This is a genomic window from Azospirillum palustre, from assembly GCF_002573965.1.
Taxonomy (GTDB): domain Bacteria; phylum Pseudomonadota; class Alphaproteobacteria; order Azospirillales; family Azospirillaceae; genus Azospirillum; species Azospirillum palustre.
The window spans coordinates 1,498,311-1,515,749 of sequence record NZ_PDKW01000043.1 but is presented as its reverse complement, the minus strand read 5'-3'; the positions used below and the strand labels follow the sequence as shown (position 1 = coordinate 1,515,749).

At 67.4% G+C, this 17,439-nt stretch carries 16 protein-coding genes; 7 read left to right on the top strand and 9 right to left on the bottom strand.

Going from position 1 to position 17,439, the window contains the following annotated elements:
* Positions 1-214: 214 nt before the first annotated feature.
* The gene (recG, locus tag CRT60_RS29505; protein ID WP_098740014.1) at positions 215-2,296 is read left to right on the top strand and encodes an ATP-dependent DNA helicase RecG; all 2,082 of its coding nucleotides are present in this window, start codon (positions 215-217) and stop codon (positions 2,294-2,296) included.
* Here the strand turns inward: recG and CRT60_RS29500 are convergent.
* Complete coding sequence (locus CRT60_RS29500) at positions 2,248-3,084, bottom strand: DUF502 domain-containing protein (RefSeq protein ID WP_342210688.1); 837 nt, start codon at positions 3,082-3,084, stop codon at positions 2,248-2,250. The two genes, recG and CRT60_RS29500, sit on opposite strands and share 49 nt — an antisense overlap.
* A gap of 96 nt (positions 3,085-3,180) precedes the next feature.
* Positions 3,181-3,582, bottom strand: coding sequence for a hypothetical protein (locus CRT60_RS29495; protein WP_098740013.1), 402 nt, complete (start codon positions 3,580-3,582; stop codon positions 3,181-3,183).
* A 212-nt stretch (positions 3,583-3,794) separates the two neighbouring features.
* On the opposite strand from CRT60_RS29495, the gene CRT60_RS29490 reads away from it, so the two are divergent.
* Positions 3,795-4,529 carry a Crp/Fnr family transcriptional regulator gene (locus CRT60_RS29490; RefSeq protein WP_098740012.1) on the top strand — a complete coding sequence of 245 codons (735 nt, stop codon included), beginning with the start codon at positions 3,795-3,797 and terminating at the stop codon, positions 4,527-4,529.
* Between the two features lie 132 nt (positions 4,530-4,661).
* Here the strand turns inward: CRT60_RS29490 and CRT60_RS29485 are convergent, their stop codons facing one another.
* Positions 4,662-4,859 carry a hypothetical protein gene (locus CRT60_RS29485; protein WP_098740011.1) on the bottom strand — a complete coding sequence of 66 codons (198 nt, stop codon included), beginning with the start codon at positions 4,857-4,859 and terminating at the stop codon, positions 4,662-4,664.
* Positions 4,860-4,903: 44 nt separating this feature from the next.
* Complete coding sequence (locus CRT60_RS29480) at positions 4,904-5,098, bottom strand: hypothetical protein (RefSeq protein WP_244592836.1); 195 nt, start codon at positions 5,096-5,098, stop codon at positions 4,904-4,906.
* Between the two features lie 260 nt (positions 5,099-5,358).
* Between CRT60_RS29480 and hisE the strand changes: the two genes are divergently transcribed.
* Complete coding sequence (hisE, locus tag CRT60_RS29475; protein ID WP_244592835.1) at positions 5,359-5,808, top strand: phosphoribosyl-ATP diphosphatase; 450 nt, start codon at positions 5,359-5,361, stop codon at positions 5,806-5,808.
* On the opposite strand, the gene CRT60_RS29470 is transcribed toward hisE, so the two are convergent.
* A complete protein-coding gene (locus tag CRT60_RS29470; protein WP_098740009.1) occupies positions 5,805-7,499 on the bottom strand; it encodes a sensor histidine kinase in 1,695 nt (564 codons plus the stop codon). The two genes, hisE and CRT60_RS29470, sit on opposite strands and share 4 nt — an antisense overlap.
* A gap of 502 nt (positions 7,500-8,001) precedes the next feature.
* On the opposite strand from CRT60_RS29470, the gene CRT60_RS29465 reads away from it, so the two are divergent.
* The 4 genes from CRT60_RS29465 (at position 8,002) to CRT60_RS29450 (ending at position 11,900) form a co-directional block, all read left to right on the top strand.
* The gene (locus tag CRT60_RS29465; protein ID WP_244592834.1) at positions 8,002-9,762 is read left to right on the top strand and encodes a hybrid sensor histidine kinase/response regulator; all 1,761 of its coding nucleotides are present in this window, start codon (positions 8,002-8,004) and stop codon (positions 9,760-9,762) included.
* A gap of 172 nt (positions 9,763-9,934) precedes the next feature.
* Complete coding sequence (locus tag CRT60_RS29460; protein ID WP_244592833.1) at positions 9,935-10,432, top strand: SiaB family protein kinase; 498 nt, start codon at positions 9,935-9,937, stop codon at positions 10,430-10,432.
* Positions 10,429-10,854, top strand: coding sequence for a DUF1987 domain-containing protein (locus tag CRT60_RS29455; protein WP_244592832.1), 426 nt, complete (start codon positions 10,429-10,431; stop codon positions 10,852-10,854). Before CRT60_RS29460 ends, CRT60_RS29455 begins: the two co-directional genes overlap by 4 nt.
* On the top strand, positions 10,851-11,900 hold the full coding sequence (locus CRT60_RS29450) for a sensor histidine kinase (RefSeq protein ID WP_098740005.1): 1,050 nt from the start codon (positions 10,851-10,853) through the stop codon (positions 11,898-11,900). The genes CRT60_RS29455 and CRT60_RS29450 overlap by 4 nt, the downstream gene beginning before the upstream one ends.
* 174 nt (positions 11,901-12,074) lie before the next feature.
* On the opposite strand, the gene CRT60_RS29445 is transcribed toward CRT60_RS29450, so the two are convergent.
* The 4 genes from CRT60_RS29445 to ftsH form a co-directional block, all read right to left on the bottom strand.
* Positions 12,075-12,836, bottom strand: coding sequence for a response regulator transcription factor (locus CRT60_RS29445; RefSeq protein ID WP_098740004.1), 762 nt, complete (start codon positions 12,834-12,836; stop codon positions 12,075-12,077).
* Between the two features lie 164 nt (positions 12,837-13,000).
* Positions 13,001-14,626 carry a SpoIIE family protein phosphatase gene (locus CRT60_RS29440; protein WP_098741088.1) on the bottom strand — a complete coding sequence of 542 codons (1,626 nt, stop codon included), beginning with the start codon at positions 14,624-14,626 and terminating at the stop codon, positions 13,001-13,003.
* Positions 14,623-15,369 (bottom strand): substrate-binding periplasmic protein, encoded by a 747-nt coding sequence (locus CRT60_RS29435; protein WP_244592831.1) that lies wholly within the window; start codon positions 15,367-15,369, stop codon positions 14,623-14,625. The genes CRT60_RS29440 and CRT60_RS29435 overlap by 4 nt, the downstream gene beginning before the upstream one ends.
* 176 nt (positions 15,370-15,545) lie before the next feature.
* On the bottom strand, positions 15,546-17,327 hold the full coding sequence (gene ftsH / locus CRT60_RS29430) for an ATP-dependent zinc metalloprotease FtsH (RefSeq protein WP_098740002.1): 1,782 nt from the start codon (positions 17,325-17,327) through the stop codon (positions 15,546-15,548).
* Positions 17,328-17,439: the final 112 nt, after the last annotated feature.

Genomic DNA, 17,439 nt, shown 5'->3' with positions numbered 1-17,439 from the left:
CCGTTTGCCTCCGGACGGCACCTATCGGCGGAGCGCGTCCAAGCCAATTTCCAGGCCGACGTTGCCCCCCACCATAGGCCACCTGGCCTTGGGTGCGCTCCGCCGTTCCTTCTTTTCCCCGCCTTTTCCCCGATGCCGTTCAGCAGCCTTGACGCAGCAAGGTCCACCCGGCTTTCTGGTGGCCGTCGAAGGCTTTCCCGGTAGCGACCCGCCCGTGCGTCCCGCCATCCTGTTTCCGCTGTTCAAACCGGTCACGGCACTTCCCGGCCTCGGTCCCCGTCTGGGCAAGCTGGTGGAGAAGCTGGCCGGCACCCATGTGGTCGATCTGCTGTGGCATCTGCCCTGCGGCGTGGTCGACCGCCGTTTCTCGCCGAAGATCGCGCAGGCGCCGCATGGGCGCATCGCCACCCTGACCGTGCGCATCGATTCGCACGCGCCGCCGGTGAACCCGCGCCATCCCTACAAGATCCGCTGCACCGACGAGACCGGCGTGCTGGAACTGGTCTATTTCCATATCCGCGGCGACTGGCTGTCGAAGCAGATCCCAGCCGGCACCACCATGGTGGTTTCCGGCAAGGTGGAGTGGTTCAACGACACCGCCCAGATCACCCATCCCGACGCCGTCGTCCCGGTCGACGCCAAGGAAGAGCTGGAACTGGTCGAGCCGGTCTACCCGATGACCGCCGGCCTGCCGGCCAAGACGCTGCGCAAGGCGGTGCGCGCCGCCCTGAACGATGTGCCTTCGCTGGACGAGTGGCAGGACCCGGCATGGCTCGCCCGCCGCCAGTGGCCGACCTGGGCCGAGGCGCTGAAGCGCGCCCACACGCCGGAGGATGAAGGCGACCTCGCCGCCACCGCGCCCATCCGCTGCCGCCTCGCCTATGACGAGCTGCTGGCGAACCAGCTGGCTCTGATGCTGGTGCGCGCCAGCCAGCGCCGGCTGGCCGGGCGGGCGACCCAGGGCGACGGCAGTCTGCGCCGGGCCGCGCTGGCGGCGCTGCCCTTCTCCCTGACCGGCTCACAGGCCGGGTCGCTGGAGGAGATCTATGCCGACATGGCCGCCGAACGGCGGATGCTGCGGCTTCTCCAGGGTGACGTCGGCAGCGGCAAGACCGTGGTCGCGCTGATGGCGATGCTGAACGCGGTGGAGACCGGGGCCCAGGCCGCCCTGATGGCGCCCACCGAAATCCTCGCCCGCCAGCATGCCGAGAGCTTGGCGCCGCTGTGCAAGGCGGCCGGGGTCGAGATCGGGCTATTGACCGGGCGCGACAAGGGCAAGGCGCGCCAGGCGGTGCTCGACCGGCTGGCGTCCGGCGAGCTGCCGCTGCTGGTCGGCACCCATGCCCTGTTCCAGGAGGATGTTGCCTTCAAGGATCTGGCGCTGGCGGTGATCGACGAGCAGCACCGTTTCGGCGTCCACCAGCGCCTGCAACTGTCGGCCAAGGGGCGGGCGGTCGATGTGCTGGTGATGACCGCCACCCCGATCCCGCGCACGTTGACCCTGACCGCCTATGGCGACATGGACGTGTCGCGCCTGACCGAGAAGCCGGCGGGCCGCAAGCCGGTGCAGACCGTCACCATCGCGCTCGACCGGCTGGAGGAGGTCGTCCACGGCATCCAGCGCAAGGTGGCGGAGGGGGCACGCGTCTATTGGGTCTGCCCGCTGGTCGACGAATCGGAGCAAAGCGACCTCGCTGCCGCGACCGAGCGCCATGCCTTCCTGCGCGCCACCTTCGGCGATCGCGTCGGGCTGGTTCACGGCAAGATGCGCGGGCCGGACAAGGATGCGGTGATGGCCGCCTTCGCCGAGGGCAACCTCGACGTGCTGGTCGCCACCACGGTGATCGAGGTCGGCGTGAATGTGCCGGAAGCGACGGTGATGGTGATCGAGCATGCCGAACGCTTCGGCCTTGCCCAGCTTCACCAGCTGCGCGGCCGGGTCGGCCGTGGCGAGAAGCCGTCGAGCTGCCTGCTGATGTTCGAGTCGAACCTGACGGAGACGGCGCGGGCGCGGCTGAAGACGCTGCGCGACACCGAGGACGGCTTCGTCATCGCGGAGGAGGATTTGCGCCTGCGCGGTGCTGGCGAGGTTCTGGGCACCCGCCAGTCGGGCCTGCCGGGCTTCCGGATGGCCGACCTCGCGGTGCATGGCGACCTGCTGGCGGTGGCGCGCGACGATGCCCGGCTGGTGGTGGAGCGCGACCCCGACCTCGCCAGCCCGCGCGGGCAGGCTCTGCGGACCCTGCTCTACCTCTTCGAACGCGATGCGGCGGCCAAGACCTTGCGGTCGGGCTGATCGCCGTCCCGATCCTCATCGTCGGGTTCGGCCGGCATTTCCACCAGGGTGGGGCGGCGGTCGGGCGGGACGACGATGCCGCCGGACATCACCAGCTTCAGCCCATCCTCGACGGTCATGTTCAGCACGGTCACCTCGCGCCGCGGCACCATCGCCAGATAGCCGGCGGTGGGCGGCGCGCAGGGGATGAAGACGTTGACGATGTCGTCGGCTTCGCCGGCCAGCTTCACCTGCACCTCAGGGTGGGCGCTGCCGGTGATGAAGCCCAGCGACCACACGCCGGGGCGCGGATACTGGATCGCCACCACCTCGCGAAAGGCGTTCGACTTCTTGGCCAGCACCGTCTCGAAGATCTGCTTCACCCCGCCATAGACGGAGCGGACGACCGGCATGCGCCCGACCACCCCTTCGCCGACGCCGAGCACCAGCCGGCCGACATAGCCGGCGGCGAAGGCGCCGATCAGGGTGACGGCGATGATGACCACCAGAACGCCGATGCCGGGGATCGAGAAGGGCAGGTAGTTTTCCGGATTGTAGGCGCTGGGGATCAGCGGCCGGATATAGCCGTCGATCAGCGAGACGAACCACCAGGCGATATAGACGGTGATCGCTATGGGGGCCGTCACCAGGATGCCGGCCAGGAAATAAGCCCGCAGGCGCCCCATCAACCCGATGCCCTCGCGGCGGTGCCGCGCCGGCTCCCCCGGATGGCCTTTCGCCTGGGGCTTGCCTTGGGCCTTCGGGTCGGCCTTTATCTCGGCCTTCGGTTCAGTCTGATCTCCGCTCACGCCTGCCCATCCGCCCATCGTCCATCCGCGCCATAGTGGGGCAAGCGCGGTCCGCTCTCAACTGCCGCGTAAGGGGACGCGGGAATTGGGAAAACGTCAGCCGACCAGCGAGCCCGCGATCACCGACAGCATCGTGACGGCCCCGGCGATGGCGGCGCCGTCGACATGGTTGGGGAAGGCGCGCCAGAACTCGTCCTTCGAGACCGGTTCCGGTGCGTCGTATTCGTCCATCGACAGCCCGGCGGCGAGGCTGCCGCAGGTGTGGTCGGCGATGGCGCCCGACAGATGCGCCATGGCGACGGCGAGATAGCAGAACTTCACGAAATCCAGCAGGAAGCCCAGCGTGCTGTTCGCCTCGCCCAGAGGGCTGGCGGTGAAGCCGGTGGCGGCGACCGTGCTCGCCATGGCGATGGCCGCCGCGAAGGGGATCAGGGCGACCGACAGCAGCCGTTGCCGGTCGATGCGGCGGGCGGTAGGCACGGGGAACAGGCTCGGCATGGTCGGCGCTCCGGGCAACGATGGGACTGGCCAATGGGAATTCGGTGTGGCGTCACCCCCTTCTGCGCGCTTGGCGTTAACGGAGGGTTGACACCGGCCAATGGTCACAGCGCCTTCCACCTTTGCGCAGGTCACGCTATCCTTCGGGGCAACATACAGTCCGGGGCGAAGCCGGAATCTTCCGTGCCAAAGACCGATATGACGAAACCAGAATGACAAAACCCGACAGCCCGGCCGATGGGCTGGCCGAGGCATCCGCCGCCGGCCTGGACCGCATCGCGCTGCTCCGCCCGCTGTCCGCCGACCAGCGCGCCGCGGTGGCGCGCCAATGCCGCTGGCGCCGCTTCGCTCCCGACGAGCAGCTGATCGACCATTGGGCCGACACCCGCGACGTCGCCTTTCTGGTCGAAGGGCGGGTGCGGGTGCTCAGCCATTCGGCCGGTGGGCGCGAAATCAGCTTCAACGACATCGAGGCGGGGGAACTGGTGGGGGAGATGTCGGCGCTGGACGGCCGTCCGCGGTCCGCGTCGGTGGTGGCGCTGGGGGAGGGCGCCTTGGTCGCCTTCCTGCCGGCCAAGCCTTTCCAGGCGCTGGTGACCGCCCATCCGGAACTGGCGATGGCGACGATGCTGCGGCTGTGCGACAAGCTGCGCGGCGCCACCGACCGCATCATGGAACTGTCGACGCTCGGCGCCAACAACCGCATTCATGCCGAACTGCTGCGCCTCGCCAAGCGTGGTTCGCGCCAGGGTGCGTCGGCGATCATCGCGCCGATCCCCGTCCATTCCGACATTGCCGCCCGCGTCAGCACCACGCGTGAAACCGTTGCCCGCGTGCTGAGCGACCTGGCCCGCGACGGGATGCTGGAACGCCGTCCCGACGCGCTGGTGGTGCGCGACCTGTCACGGCTGGAAATGCTGGTCGAGGATGTCCGCGGCGGCGCCTGAGCGCGCCGGCAGGGAAGCGGACCGTGGAAAAAAACGGACCCTGAAAAAGAAAAGGCCGCGGCAACCCGTATGGTCGGGCCGTGCCGCGGTCGCCTTTCAAACCCTCAAGACTTTTTTGCTTTTGTTCCGCACTCAGCGGTGCAGGGACCGGACCAGGATCGCCACCGGGGTGGCCATGGCCCATTCGGTCAGAAACGCGGCGACCGGACGCAGCAGGATCGCCGCGGGGGTGGCTTCGAACCAGTCGGCAGCGAAATCGCGGACCGGATGCTGGGACTGGGTGTCGCCATGGATGCCGTGATCGCCATGATGAAGGCTGAGGATGCTCATGATCGTCTCCGTCGGCTGGAAATGTCGGAAGGGGTGGCGGGGTGTCAGCGCTTCAGCAGGCCGAGCAGGTAACCGGCCGGGGTGGCGGCAGCCCATTCACGCAGGAAGGCGCCGACCGGACGCAGGACCAGAAAGGCCGGGGTGGCTTCGAACCAGGCCACCGGGAATTCGGCGACGGCGTGCAGGGCATCGGTCGAAGCGTGGTGTTCGGTGCCGGGCTGGAAAGTGGTGGTGGTCATTGTCGTCTCCATCGGGCTGTTGAGGAGACTATATACTGGTATACCCAATGCCAAATACGCTGCCTTTGCATTGCTGGATGCTGCAAAAATTACAGCTATACAGAGGTTTCCTTCAGCAAATCGTCGTCAGGCAAATCAATCAGCATCGCGAACTATTAACCCATGGCGACGCCATCCGGAGCGCTCCCCCGCGTCCGCCGGATGTTCGGCCGACCAACCAACATCTTGACAGTGCTGCCGGAAAAAACGACTTCAGGGGGATGGTTCAGTATATCGGCCCCGATCCGCTCCGCAGTCTCTACGACGCCGTCCAAACGATGCGGCGCGAACCGTCCGCCATTCCCGAGACCTCCCGCACCGGAAAGCTGCTGGCCCAAGGCCGCGCCCGCATGGCGCGCAAGGTGGGGGAGGAGGCGATCGAGGTGGCGATCGAGGCGATGCGCGGCGACCGCGGCGCGCTGGTGATGGAGGCGGCGGACCTGATGTACAATCTGGTGGTCCTGCTGGCCGACCTGGATGTCGCCCCCGACGAGATCCTGGCGGAGCTGCGGCGGCGCGAACTGGCCTACGGCATAGCCGAGAAGCTGCCGAAATCGGACGACCCCATCAACGGTGTCGCCGCCGGCCATGACAAGCCGCTTCCCCCCAAGCCCAATTCGGACAAGTCCAATTCCGACAAACCCAATCAGGCCAAACGCTGCAAGCGTTAGGCGGGGTCCGCCTCCTGCGGGAAGACCAGATCGAACCGCGTGCCCGCGCCCCTGGTGAAATGGTATTCGCCGTGGATTTGCCGGGTGAAGGCCCGGACCAGATCCATGCCCATCGACCGCCGTCCGGGCGGGGCGGCATCCTCCGGTTCCGGCGCGCCGGTGCCGTCATCCTCGATGGTCAGGTGCAGCGATCCACCTTCCGCCTTCACCGCGATGTCGATGGTGCCGGAGCAGCGGCCCGTGAAGGCATGCTTGTAGGCGTTCGACACCACCTCGTTCAGGATCAGGGCGAAGGGCACCACGCGGTTCAGGTCGAGGCTGACGGGCTCGACCCGGTGCCTGATGACGATTGTCCGGCCGGGGCGGCTGTGGAAGCTGTTGAGGTGCCCGGCCAGCGCCTCGACGAAATTGTCGAGCCGGACCGCCGATATGCCGGTCGACCGGTAGATCTGCTCGTGGATCAGACCCATCGTGTTGATGCGGGTCAGGGCTTCGCTGAACGGCGCTTCCAACTCGGGTGACCGTTGCGCCTGCAACTCCAGCAGGCTGAGAATGACCTGCAGGTTGTTCTTCACCCGGTGGTGAATGTCGCGCAGCAGCACTTCCTTGTCGGCAAGCGCCTGATCGAGGTGACGGGTGCGCTCGGCGATGCGGCCCTCCAGCGCCTCGTTGGCGCGGCGCAGCGCCTCCTGCGCGTTGACCGCCTGACGTGACCGGTGCAACGCGATGCCGCCCAGCAGGCCCAGCAGGCCCAGCGCCGGGAAGGCCGTCAGGGCATAGGGCAGCACCCGGTCGCGCCAGGCCGCCTCGATGGAGGCGACATCGGTGCCATAGACCACGTAGACGGGCAGGTCGGGCACCTTGCGGCGGGCAAGCAACCGCTCGATCCCGTCGGAGGGGGTGACCGTGCGGAAGATGCCGTTCCTGTCGGGGGCGGAGATCAGTTCCGGGAAATGGCCGATGGCGGCGCTGTCCTCCGGTGCGATCATCGGATTGCGGACCAGCACCTCGCCATCCTCGCGCATCAGCAGGATCACATCGCGGGACCCATGCAGGACCGAACGGTAGAAGTCGGTGAAATAGCTGGGGAGCAGCGAGATCTGCGCCACACCCTGGAACCGGTGGTCGGGCAGTTCCATCCGGCGGCTCAGGGTGAAGAAGACATCCGATACGATCTTGCCGTTCAGCCGCGGGCCGATATGAAGCATCGTGCCGGGATACAGGTGGGCGCGGAAATACTCGCGGTCTCCCGCGTTCAAAGGGCGCATCGGCCATTCGTAGCTGCTGGCACGAACCCGCCCGGTCTCGTCGGTGATCCAATAGGACTGGACCTCCGGCGATTGCGCGGCCATCGCCTTCAGCCGCTCGAACAGCAGGGGAGTGTTGTCGATCCGGTCCCAGCCCAGGTCGTCCACCATCCATTCCATGTGCGACAGGGTGGAGGCATGGATGCCCAGCGTTCTCGCCGCATGTTCCTCAAGAACGCGGGCGATGGCGATGCTGCGGTTCTCCGCCTCCGAGATCACCTGGCTGCGATACTGGTAGGCTGAGAACACCAGCAGGGCGGCGGTGAGGCCCAGCGACACCGCCAGCAATGCGCCAACGGCCAGGGACGCCGCCTTGCGCCCCTCCTGTTTCGCATCCCGGCTTCCTGCGGCATGTGAGTCCTGTTCGAGGCCAGCAGGGGTCATCGGGGCGAGGTGGTCCTTCCGCAAAGGGGATGGCCGCAAAGGAGATGGCCGCAAAGGAGATGGACAGGGCGCGAGAATAGCTCAACCGTTGCATTCCGTCACCCGGCAACCATATCGGGTTAAGTGTCCATACTATTTCCCCGAATAGTAGGCTTCGTCCTCTCTTCTGTCCAATCCGGCATGATGCCCTGGGACTTCGGCAGAGGGAGCATCCCCGCAGCATGGAAAAGGGAATCCTCCGTCCCCTCTCCCGGCGGGCAGCCGTCCCGTGATCAGTGTCGCACCCGCTCCGTCCGTTGCACAGCTTCCGTTGTGTGTGGGCGTAATGAACTCTTGCGAAACATTGACGAAGCGACACGTCGCTGTTCGCTCATATGCGACAAATTGAAACGAATGCTGCCTATTCGTCCGATCAGACTTGGAACCGGCACCGGACGGTGGTTCCATTGTGCTGTGGTAAGGGCGGTCATGCGCAGTGGTATGGGGGCGGCGGATGATGGGGATGGACGGTGGGCTGGACGACGAGCTGCTGTTCGGCCCGGAAGACGGCGCCGCGACCGTGGCAGCGCCCCATCGGCCGTGCGGGCTGCCCTGGCCCGTTCTGGTGGTGGACGACGACCCCCAGGTCCATGCCATGACCGCGGTTCTGCTGCGCGACTTCGATTTCGACGGACGTCCGTTCGAGGTGGTGAGCGCTCTGTCGGCGGAAGAGGCGAGGGCGGTCCTCGCCCGGCGGCCGGACCTGCCCATCGCCCTGCTCGATGTGGTCATGGAGACGGAGGATGCCGGCCTGAAGCTGGTCCGCTACATCCGGGAGGAACTGGGCAACCACCGCATGCGCATCATCCTGCGCACGGGCCAGCCGGGACAGGCGCCGGAACGCGACGTCATCGTCGGCTATGACATCAACGATTACAAAGCCAAGAGCGAGCTGACCGCCCAGCGTCTCTTCACCACCCTGGTCAGCGCGTTGCGTGCCTGGCGCGACATCGTGACGATCGAGCGCAACAGGCAGGGGCTGGAGCGGATCCTCAGCGCGTCGGCCCCGCTGTTCGAGATGCGGCCGATGCGCTGCTTCGTCGAACGGCTGGCGGAGCAGATCGCCCGCGTCGTCGATCACGGCGCCGCGCCTGCGGTGCTTGCCTGCCGGCCGGTTGCGCGTGCCGACGGCAGCCTGACCGTCGACATCGTCGCCGGGCTGGGTCCGTTCGCCGGCAGCATCGGCATGCCGGTGGCCGACGTCCTGTCCGCCGCCGCCGCCGCGGAGGTGGCAACTGCGCTCGCCACCCAGTCCAACCTCTACCGTGACGACCATTGCGTCCTGGTTTTCCGCACGCGCGAGCATGGCGTGACCATCTTCCGGCTGGAACGGGCGGAGCCCTATATCCCCGACGAGCAGCGCCTGCTGGAGCTGTTCTGCAACCGCGTCGCCATTGGGTTCGACAATGTCTGCCTGTACGAGGAGCTGATGGCGCTGAACCGCTCGCTGGAAAAGCGGGTGGAGGATCGCACGCTGGAACTGGCCGCCAACCAGAAGGCGTTGATCCTGGCGAAGGAACGGGTGGAACGGGCGCTGGAGCGCGAACTGCTGGCGCGCGACCAGCAGCGCCAGTTCCTGGGCATGGTCAGCCACGAATTCCGCACACCGCTCGCCATCATCGACAGCGCTGCCCAACTGCTGGCGATGCGGGCCGGGCAGGTGGAGCCGGAGATGCTGGAACGGCTGACGGTGATCCGCGGCAGCGTGCAGCGCCTGACCGGCCTGATCGACTCCCATCTGACCGACGAGCGGCTGCAGAGCAACGCCCTCGTCGTGGAGCGGGCCGAGGTCGACCTTCCGGACCTGATCCGCGCCGTCGTCCAGCCTTTCCGCGTCGCCTACCCCGACCGCGAATTCCGGCTGACCCTGGATCGTTTGCCGCAGCGGGCGGAGATCGATGCCAACCTGATCGGCCTGGTGATCAGCAATCTGGTCAACAACGCCCTCAAATATTCCGGACCGGGTGGGCCGATCCTCCTCAGCGGCGACACCGACGGCGCCATGGCGGTGATCGAGGTGACGGACCATGGCCGCGGCATTCCCGAGGTGGAGCTTCCGCGCCTGTTCGACCGCTTCTTCCGCGGGGCGGGCGCTTCCGGGGTGCCGGGTACCGGCATCGGGCTGCACACCGTCCAGCAGATCGCCCTGCTGCATGGCGGCGCGGTCGCCGTCGACAGCATGCTGGGGAAGGGATCGACCTTCCGGGTCGTGGTGCCGGTGTGATGCAGCGCGATGTCGCGGCTGCTCTCATCTCGCCTCTCTGAAAGTCTATGGTCCTTTGTCATAGGAAATGACATAGTCGGGCGGAACCCTGGTACCGGTGGAATTTCAGGCCACAGCCATGCTTGCCCAGCAATATGCGTCGATTAAGCGCGATCTCGATGACAAGGGGATCGTGTTCTCTTTCAGCGGATATTTGTCGGAGGGGATACTTTACTCCCTGGGGGAGGCTCTGCGCGAGAAGATGGCCTTGGAGGCGGCAGACGGGCCGACCATCCGCCGCGTCTTCTCGGTCTTCGTCGAGCAGATGCAGAACATCATTCGCTATTCGGCGGAGAAGATGTCCGGCACCGCCGGCCGCGCGGTGGAGCTCAGCGCCGGAATGGTCACCATCGGCATGGAGCGCGGCAAGGTCTTCATCGTCTGCGGCAACACCGTGCGCAACAGCGAGGTGCCCCGCCTGAAGGAACGGCTGGACCATCTGAAGAGCCTGGATCGCGACGGCATCAAGACCTACTACCGCGAGCAGCTTCGCGAGGAGCCGGACGACGGCAGCCGCGGCGCCACGCTGGGATTGATCGAGATCGCCCGGCGGGCCAGCGATCCCATCGATTACGATTTCAACGCGATGGACGCCGACCGCAGCTTCTTCTGCCTCAAGGTCAGCGTATGAACGTCCGAGCCGAGCACCACGCGATGGACTGCCTGACCATTCCCGCCACCGGACGGACGCCGGGCGTGTCGTTCGACTTCGCCAACGGCCATTTGCGGATGACCGGCGAGTCCTATCCCGACGATGTCGCGGCCTTCTTCGGCCCGGTGTTCGAGGCGCTGCGCAGCTTCCTCGACGATCCCGACGGCGGTCCCATCCGCTTCGACATGGAGCTTCTCTACTTCAACAGCTCCAGCGCCAAGGCTCTGATGAACATATTCCAGATGCTGGAGACGGTGGCCAAGGGCGGACGGTCGGTGACGCTGACATGGTGCGTCGAGGAGAATGACGAGTCCATGCGCGAACTGGGCGAGGATTTCGCGGAGGATTTGCGGCACGTCGTCTTCCAGATGCGGGAGATGCCCGCCGGCGGCCCGCCATGAGCTTCAATCTCTTCGCCGCGGAGGAGGAGGCCCTCGCCAAGGCCCGCGCTTTGGAGACGAGGCTGGGCGCGCTGGCGCCCGACTGCCTGCCCGAATTCCGCGACCTGATCGCCGCCTTCGAACTCAGCACGCGGGAGCAGCAGCGGCTCGTACGGGTCAGCGACCGGTTGCAGGCCCAATTGAGCGACGCCATCCACGAACTGGACCGCCAGCGCAGCGAGGCGGAGGCGGCGCTCGACCACCTGCGCGAGGCGCAGGAGGCGATGGTCCAGTCGGAGAAGCTGGCGTCGCTCGGCGCGCTGGTCGCCGGCGTCGCCCATGAGATCAACACGCCGGTCGGCATCGCCGTCTCCTGCGCCTCGCATCTGGCCGACGCCACCCAGGCGATGCGCCGGCGGGCAGACGGCGGGACCTTGGGCAAGGCGGAGTTCGCCCGCTATCTCGCCACGGCGGTCGACACCACCGACCTGATCCTCGGCAATTGCGAACGGGCGTCGCAGTTGATCGCCGGCTTCAAGCAGGTGGCGGTGGACCGCGCCAGCGCGGTGCGGCGCACCGTCAATCTTGCCGCCTATATCCAGGACACGCTGGTCAGCCTTCAGCCCAAGTTCCGGCCATCGGGCCATGCGGTGGCGGTCTATTGCCCCCCCGACCTGGAACTGGACAGCTATCCCGGCGTGCTGTCGCAGATTTTGTCGAATCTGGTGATGAATGCGCTGACCCATGCCTTCGTCGACGGGCAGGCAGGGGGGATGGCGATCACGGTGGATTGCCCGGACGCCGACACCGTCCGCATGTGCTTTGCCGACAATGGCCGCGGCATGAGCGAGGAGCACAGCGCCCGGGTGTTCGAGCCCTTCTTCACCACCAGGCGCGGTCGCGGCGGCAGCGGGCTTGGGCTCCACATCGTCCACAATCTGGTGGTCGGTGTTCTGATGGGCTCGATCACGGTGTTGAGCGCGCCCGACCTGGGCACCAGTTTCACCCTGCAGTTCCCCCGCAGGACGCCCGACCGCGACCTGCCGGTCGAGGCTGTGACGATGTAATACCAGGGTCAGAAAGTTTTGACTTTTGACCCTGGTATCGGCCGCGCGGGCACATGCCCGCGAAGCCAAGGCCCGCGGCCCCTTATTGCCCATGTCGGGCCGCCCGGCGTCTGAGGGGCTGGAAAGTGCCGACCGCAGGTCGGAACTTTCCGGCACTGGTATAAGAGCCGGGGCTCAGCCCTGGCCCGCCCCAACCACCCGGATCGGAGCGGAGAACACGTAACCGACGCCATGCACCGACTTCAGCGGCGCAGGACCGCCGATGGCGCCCTCCACCTTGTGGCGCAGGCGGCCGACGACGGTGTCGATGGAGCGGTCTTCCGGGTTCCAGCGGCGATTGTACAAGGCCTGGGAGATCTGGTCGCGGGTCGCCGGCTTGCGTGCCTGGGCGGCGAGCAGGCTGGTCAGCTTCATCTCCATGCTGGTCAGGCCGATGCGGATGCCGGCAGGATTGGTCAGGCTCCATTCCGTCGGATCCAGCGACCAGCGCGCCTCGTCCGCCCCATCGCCGGGGGCTTCGCCGGACGCCGCGCCGTTGGCGGACTGGGCGGCCGATTCCGCCGCTCGCTCGCTCAGCCGCCGCAGCAGCGACTTCACCTGCGCCTCCAGCTCGCGAAGCTCGACCGGCTTCACCAGATAGGCGTCGGCGCCGATTTCCAGCCCGACGATGCGGTCGACCGTCGAACTGCGGGCGGTGACCATGATGATGCCGGCGCCGTGATGGTCGCGCAGCCGGGCGGCGATCTTGAACCCGTCCTCGTCCGGCAGATTCACATCCAGGATGACGATGGCGGCGGTGCGGGTCTGCAACAGCCGGTCCAGTTCCGTCCCGTCGCGTGCGCCGATGGCATCGAATCCGCAGCTCGACAGATACTCCACCATGTCGGACCGCAAGGAATTCTCATCTTCGACCACGACGATCGTCGGACCGGCCATGCCGTGTTCTCCCTATCACCACTCCAGCGGGTGCAACATACCCCGGAATGCCTAAATTTTAAAACAAACTTGAGAGGTAGTCGCCGTTCCCGTTGCGCCTGCGTCACAACCCGTCACAATATATGACATGTCTGTAACAGATTCGCACAATCGGTCCAGGACTTTTACGCCGCCCGGCGGCCGGACCCTGTGCTGGAAATGGCGGCTGCGTCCGTCAGCCGCACGCGGAAACCGAACAGGGTGATGTCGTCACGCTGTTCGCGGCCGCACTGGAACCGGTCGAGCGAACTTTCCACATCGGTCTTCAGCCGGTCGAGTGGGCTGTGGGCGCCTTGGCTCAACAGCTCGTGCAGCCTGATCCTGCCGAAGCTGCGTCCGCGCTCCCCGCCATTCTGGTCGACCAGACCGTCGGTGCCCATCAGGAAGGTCTGGCCGGGCCGCAGGGAAATGCTCTGGTTGGTGAAGGGCGACTCGGTGTCACACCCGGACGGCTCGCTGCCGGTCGCGCGAAAAGCGCTCGGGCGATAGCCCAGGCTGCGGCGGTCGCCCCGCAGTTCCGTCACGCCGCCGTCCACGCTGCCGTCGGCAACGACCAGCAGCGGGATACGGGCGCCGGCGAAGACCAGTTTGCCCTCGGCCGGCCGGATGTGGCACAGCCCCAGGTCGAGGCCGTTGTCGAAGCAGTCGGCTCCGCCGCGCGCTTCCTCCTCCTGATGCAGGGCGGCGCGGACCTTGCGGTCGACGGCGGCAAGCACCGCGGCCGGATCTGCTGCGCCAAGCTGGTCCAGCACATTGTTGAGGATCGCGCTGGCGGTCATGGTCATGAAGGCGCCAGGGACGCCATGGCCGGTGCAGTCGGCCACGGCGACCACGAATCCGTCCTCGACCTCGCGGCAGACATAGAAGTCGCCGCTGACCACGTCGCGCGGGCGCCACAGCACGAAATGTTCGGTCAAGCCGGCCGACAGCGTCCCGGCGGACGGCAGGATGGCCGACTGGATCAGCTGGGCGTAGTTGATGCTGTCCATGATGGCGCGGTTGGTGGCGGCCAGCGCCTCGGTCCGGTCGCGGACCCGGCTTTCCAGGGTGCTGGTGTGATCCTGCACCGTCGCCGCCATCCGGTTGAAGCCATCGGCAAGCACACCGATCTCGTCGGTCCGACCGGCATCCATGCGGGCGCCGTACTCTCCGCGGGCCATGGCGCTGGCCAGCTGCGTCAGGCGGCGCAGCGGGCGCAGCACCATCCGGTTCAGCGTCAGCCCCAGCGCCGCCATCGCCCCCAGCAGCGACAGCAGGAGCAGCCCGGCGACCGGGATCAGCGCATCCAACGTTGCCTGCCGGACCTCGGCCGTCGAATAGGCGATGCGCAGATGCCCGACCGACTGCACCCGCCCTTCGCGCCCGTGCAGAAGGATGGGGCGTTCGACGGTGACGATGCCGTCGGCATCCTCGGTCTTTCCTGCGGTGTTCCCGGCGATTTTTCCGGCCGCGGTCCGTGCCAGCGGTTGCTCCCGGTCCGTCTCGAAGACGGCGATGGAGCGGATCGCCGGATCGCGGGCGGTCAGCGCCTCGATCATGCGCTGGGCGCTGCGGTTGTCCATTTCCCAGACGAAGCCGCTGAGCGCGTCGGCCTGGGTGGCGGTGACCAGCTCGGCCCGCCGCAGCAGATCCTGATGGCGCTGTCCCTCGACGATCTGCTCCGACAGCAGCATCGCGATGGTGCCGATGCTTGCCGTCGTCAGCAGGATGGCCCCGGCCACCCGCGCAAGCAGGGAGGATCGCCGGTTCAAGACAGGATCCCGCTGCGCCGCCACAGCGCTTCCAGCCGCCCCTCCGTCTCCAGACGGTCGAGCAGCCCGTCGAGCCAGCCGGTGGTGAGCGCCGCGCCTTGCCGGATCAGGATGGTGTGCTCGTAAATCTGATCGGTGCGGTCGGAGACCAGGACCTGCCGGGCAAGCTCCGGCTCGCGCTGAAGGAAGCGGGTCAGGAAGGATCGGGTGACGATGGCCAGGTCGGCCCGCCCGGCGACGACGCTGCGGACATTGCCCTCATGCGTCACCGTGACGCGGGTGCGGTAGCGCTGCTCCAGCCGCTTGGGGTCGGCATCGAATCCGGCGAAGGCATAGTGATAGCCGAGCCGGCCGAGAATCGTCTTCCCGCCCAGGTCTTCGAAATAACGCTGGTCGATTCCCGGCGCCGCCCTGGCGATGAACACCTCCGCATCGCGCAGAAAGGGGCGGGTGGCATCGACCGGGCGGTCCTGCCAGCCCCAATTGCGGCACTCGAAGGCGATCATGTCGAACCGCCCCTGTTCCAGATCCTCGTAACGGCGCTGCGGGGCGGTCCTGACCGTCTCGAACCGGAAGTCGCCCTGCGCGCCGTTCAGCAGCTCCAGCAGGTCGCGCGTGACGCCTCCGCCGGTTTCATCGACATAGGGCGGGAATTCATAGGCACCGACCTGGATGACCGTGGCCGACGCGCGTGCCGGGGCCGGCCGGAACCCAAGGAGCGGAAGGGTGCAGAGAAGGGGCAAGGCGGTTCCAAGAACCGTCCGGCGGGATATCGGTCCCGACATTGCGCCCCTCTCGTGCTACTTCGAACAGATTAGGATCAGTCTACCCCGGTATGCACCCACGCCGCAATGCAGGACATTTCCTTATCAAGTCCGGGAAGACAGTCTCTCCGGTGCGGTAACTTCCTCTCAAAGTCTCAAGCCGCCTCGGTGGCCCTTTCCGTCTGGGCATCGGCCAGGGCGGCGATCTCACCGCCGGTCAGGGTCTCGCGCTCCAGCAGGGCCTGGGCTATGCCGTCCAGGGCGGCGCGGTCGGTGCGCAGCAGGCGGCGGGCATGGTCCATGCCTTCGTCGGTGATGCGCCGGACCTCCTCGTCGATGCGCCAGGCCGTCCGTTCGGACCGGGCTCCGGGCTCCGCCGACGCGTGGGCGACGAAGCCGATCTCCTCGCTCATTCCCCAGGCCGTGACCATCCGCCGCGCCAGATCGGTGGCGGCGCGGAAGTCGGCCTCGGCCCCGGTGGTGACCTGATCGGCGCCGAAGGCGATCTCCTCCGCGGCGCGGCCGGCCATGGCGACGGCGATGTCGGCCATCAGCTTGGCGCGCGAGACCGAGACGCGGTCGCCCTCCGGCAGCCGCACCACCATGCCCAGCGCGCCGCCGCGCGGGATGATGGTGGCCTTGTGGATCGGGTCGGCCTGCGGGCAGCGCAGCGACACCAGCGCATGGCCGGCCTCATGCACCGCGATCAGCCGCCGCTCGTGCGCCGTCAGGGCGAGGCTGCGGCGCTCGGTGCCCATCAGCACACGGTCCTTGGCGGCCTCGTAATCGGCCATGGTGACGATGACGCGGCCCTGGCGCGCCGCCGACAGCGCCGCCTCGTTGGTCAGGTTGGCGAGTTCCGCGCCGGAGAAGCCCGGCGTGCCGCGTGCCACCGTGCGGGCGCAGACGTCGGGGGCCAGCGTCAGGCGCCCGGCATGGACACCGAGGATGGCCTCGCGCCCGGCGACGTCGGGCAGGCTGACATGGATGTGGCGGTCGAAACGGCCGGGGCGCAGCACGGCGGGGTCCAGCATCTCCGACCGATTGGTGGCGGCGATCACCACCACCTCGCCGCCCTCGACGATGCCGTCCATCTCGACCAGAAGCTGGTTCAGCGTCTGCTCGCGTTCCGAATGGCTGGTCGATTCGCCGCGCTTGCCGGCCAGCGCGTCGATCTCGTCGATGAACAGGATGCAGGGGGCGTTGGCGCGGGCGGTCTTGAACAGGCTGCGCACGCGCGCCGCACCCAGCCCGACGAACATCTCGACGAAATCGGAACCCGACGCGGCGAAGAAGGGGACGCCGGCCTCTCCCGCCGCCGCCTTGGCCAGCATGGTCTTGCCGGTGCCGGGCGGGCCGACCAGCAGGATGCCCTTCGGCACGCGCGCACCGGCCATGGCGAAGCGGCGCGGGTCCTTCAGGAACTGCACCGTCTCGCGCAGCTCCTCCTTTGCCTCGTCCACGCCGGCCACGTCGGCGAAGACGGTCTTGGTGTCCTCCGGCCGCACGCGGGTGGCGCGGCCCATGCCGAAGAACTGTCCGCCGCTCATCAGCAGCCCGCCGATCAGCAGGGCCACCACCAGGAAGGGGGCGGCGCGGTCCAGCACGCCCACCGTCTGCGCCAGCAGCCCGCCGGGCCCCTCGTCGAAGGCGATGGCGACCTTGTGGGCGCGCATCTCCTTCAGCAGATCGTCGGTCACCGGCATGACGACGCGATAGCGGCTGCCGTCCGTGCCGACCGCATGGCCGGTGCCGTTGGCAAAGGTGATCGAACCGAGTTCGCCGCGCCCGGCCTGTTCGATCAGCGCGCTGTAGGTGGCCGGCCGTTCGTCCGCCCGCTGGTGGTGATCGTACCAGGCGGCGAAGCCGAGCCACACGGCAAGCAGGGCGGCCAGGACAGCAAGTGCGATCAACGGGCGTTTCGGCAGCGTGGGCATGTCGGCTCCGCAAAGGGAAAGGGACTGGCTTTCGATCTATGCCATTGATGCTGGAGGGCAGGGCATGACGGCAACCGATAAGGCCCCGCGTCCCTTCTTTGACACCGTAAGC

Bases quoted from the DNA above. Each gene is read 5' to 3' on its own strand.
- CRT60_RS29450 (WP_098740005.1), top strand. From the start codon at position 10,851: ATGAGCTTCAATCTCTTCGCCGCGGAGGAGGAGGCCCTCGCCAAGGCC.
- CRT60_RS29495 (WP_098740013.1), bottom strand. From the start codon at position 3,582: ATGCCGAGCCTGTTCCCCGTGCCTACCGCCCGCCGCATCGACCGGCAA.
- CRT60_RS29455 (WP_244592832.1), top strand. From the start codon at position 10,429: ATGAACGTCCGAGCCGAGCACCACGCGATGGACTGCCTGACCATTCCC.
- CRT60_RS29485 (WP_098740011.1), bottom strand. From the start codon at position 4,859: ATGAGCATCCTCAGCCTTCATCATGGCGATCACGGCATCCATGGCGAC.
- hisE (WP_244592835.1), top strand. From the start codon at position 5,359: ATGGTTCAGTATATCGGCCCCGATCCGCTCCGCAGTCTCTACGACGCC.
- CRT60_RS29445 (WP_098740004.1), bottom strand. From the start codon at position 12,836: ATGGCCGGTCCGACGATCGTCGTGGTCGAAGATGAGAATTCCTTGCGG.
- CRT60_RS29465 (WP_244592834.1), top strand. From the start codon at position 8,002: ATGGACGGTGGGCTGGACGACGAGCTGCTGTTCGGCCCGGAAGACGGC.
- CRT60_RS29470 (WP_098740009.1), bottom strand. From the start codon at position 7,499: ATGACCCCTGCTGGCCTCGAACAGGACTCACATGCCGCAGGAAGCCGG.
- CRT60_RS29490 (WP_098740012.1), top strand. From the start codon at position 3,795: ATGACAAAACCCGACAGCCCGGCCGATGGGCTGGCCGAGGCATCCGCC.
- ftsH (WP_098740002.1), bottom strand. From the start codon at position 17,327: ATGCCCACGCTGCCGAAACGCCCGTTGATCGCACTTGCTGTCCTGGCC.
- CRT60_RS29480 (WP_244592836.1), bottom strand. From the start codon at position 5,098: ATGACCACCACCACTTTCCAGCCCGGCACCGAACACCACGCTTCGACC.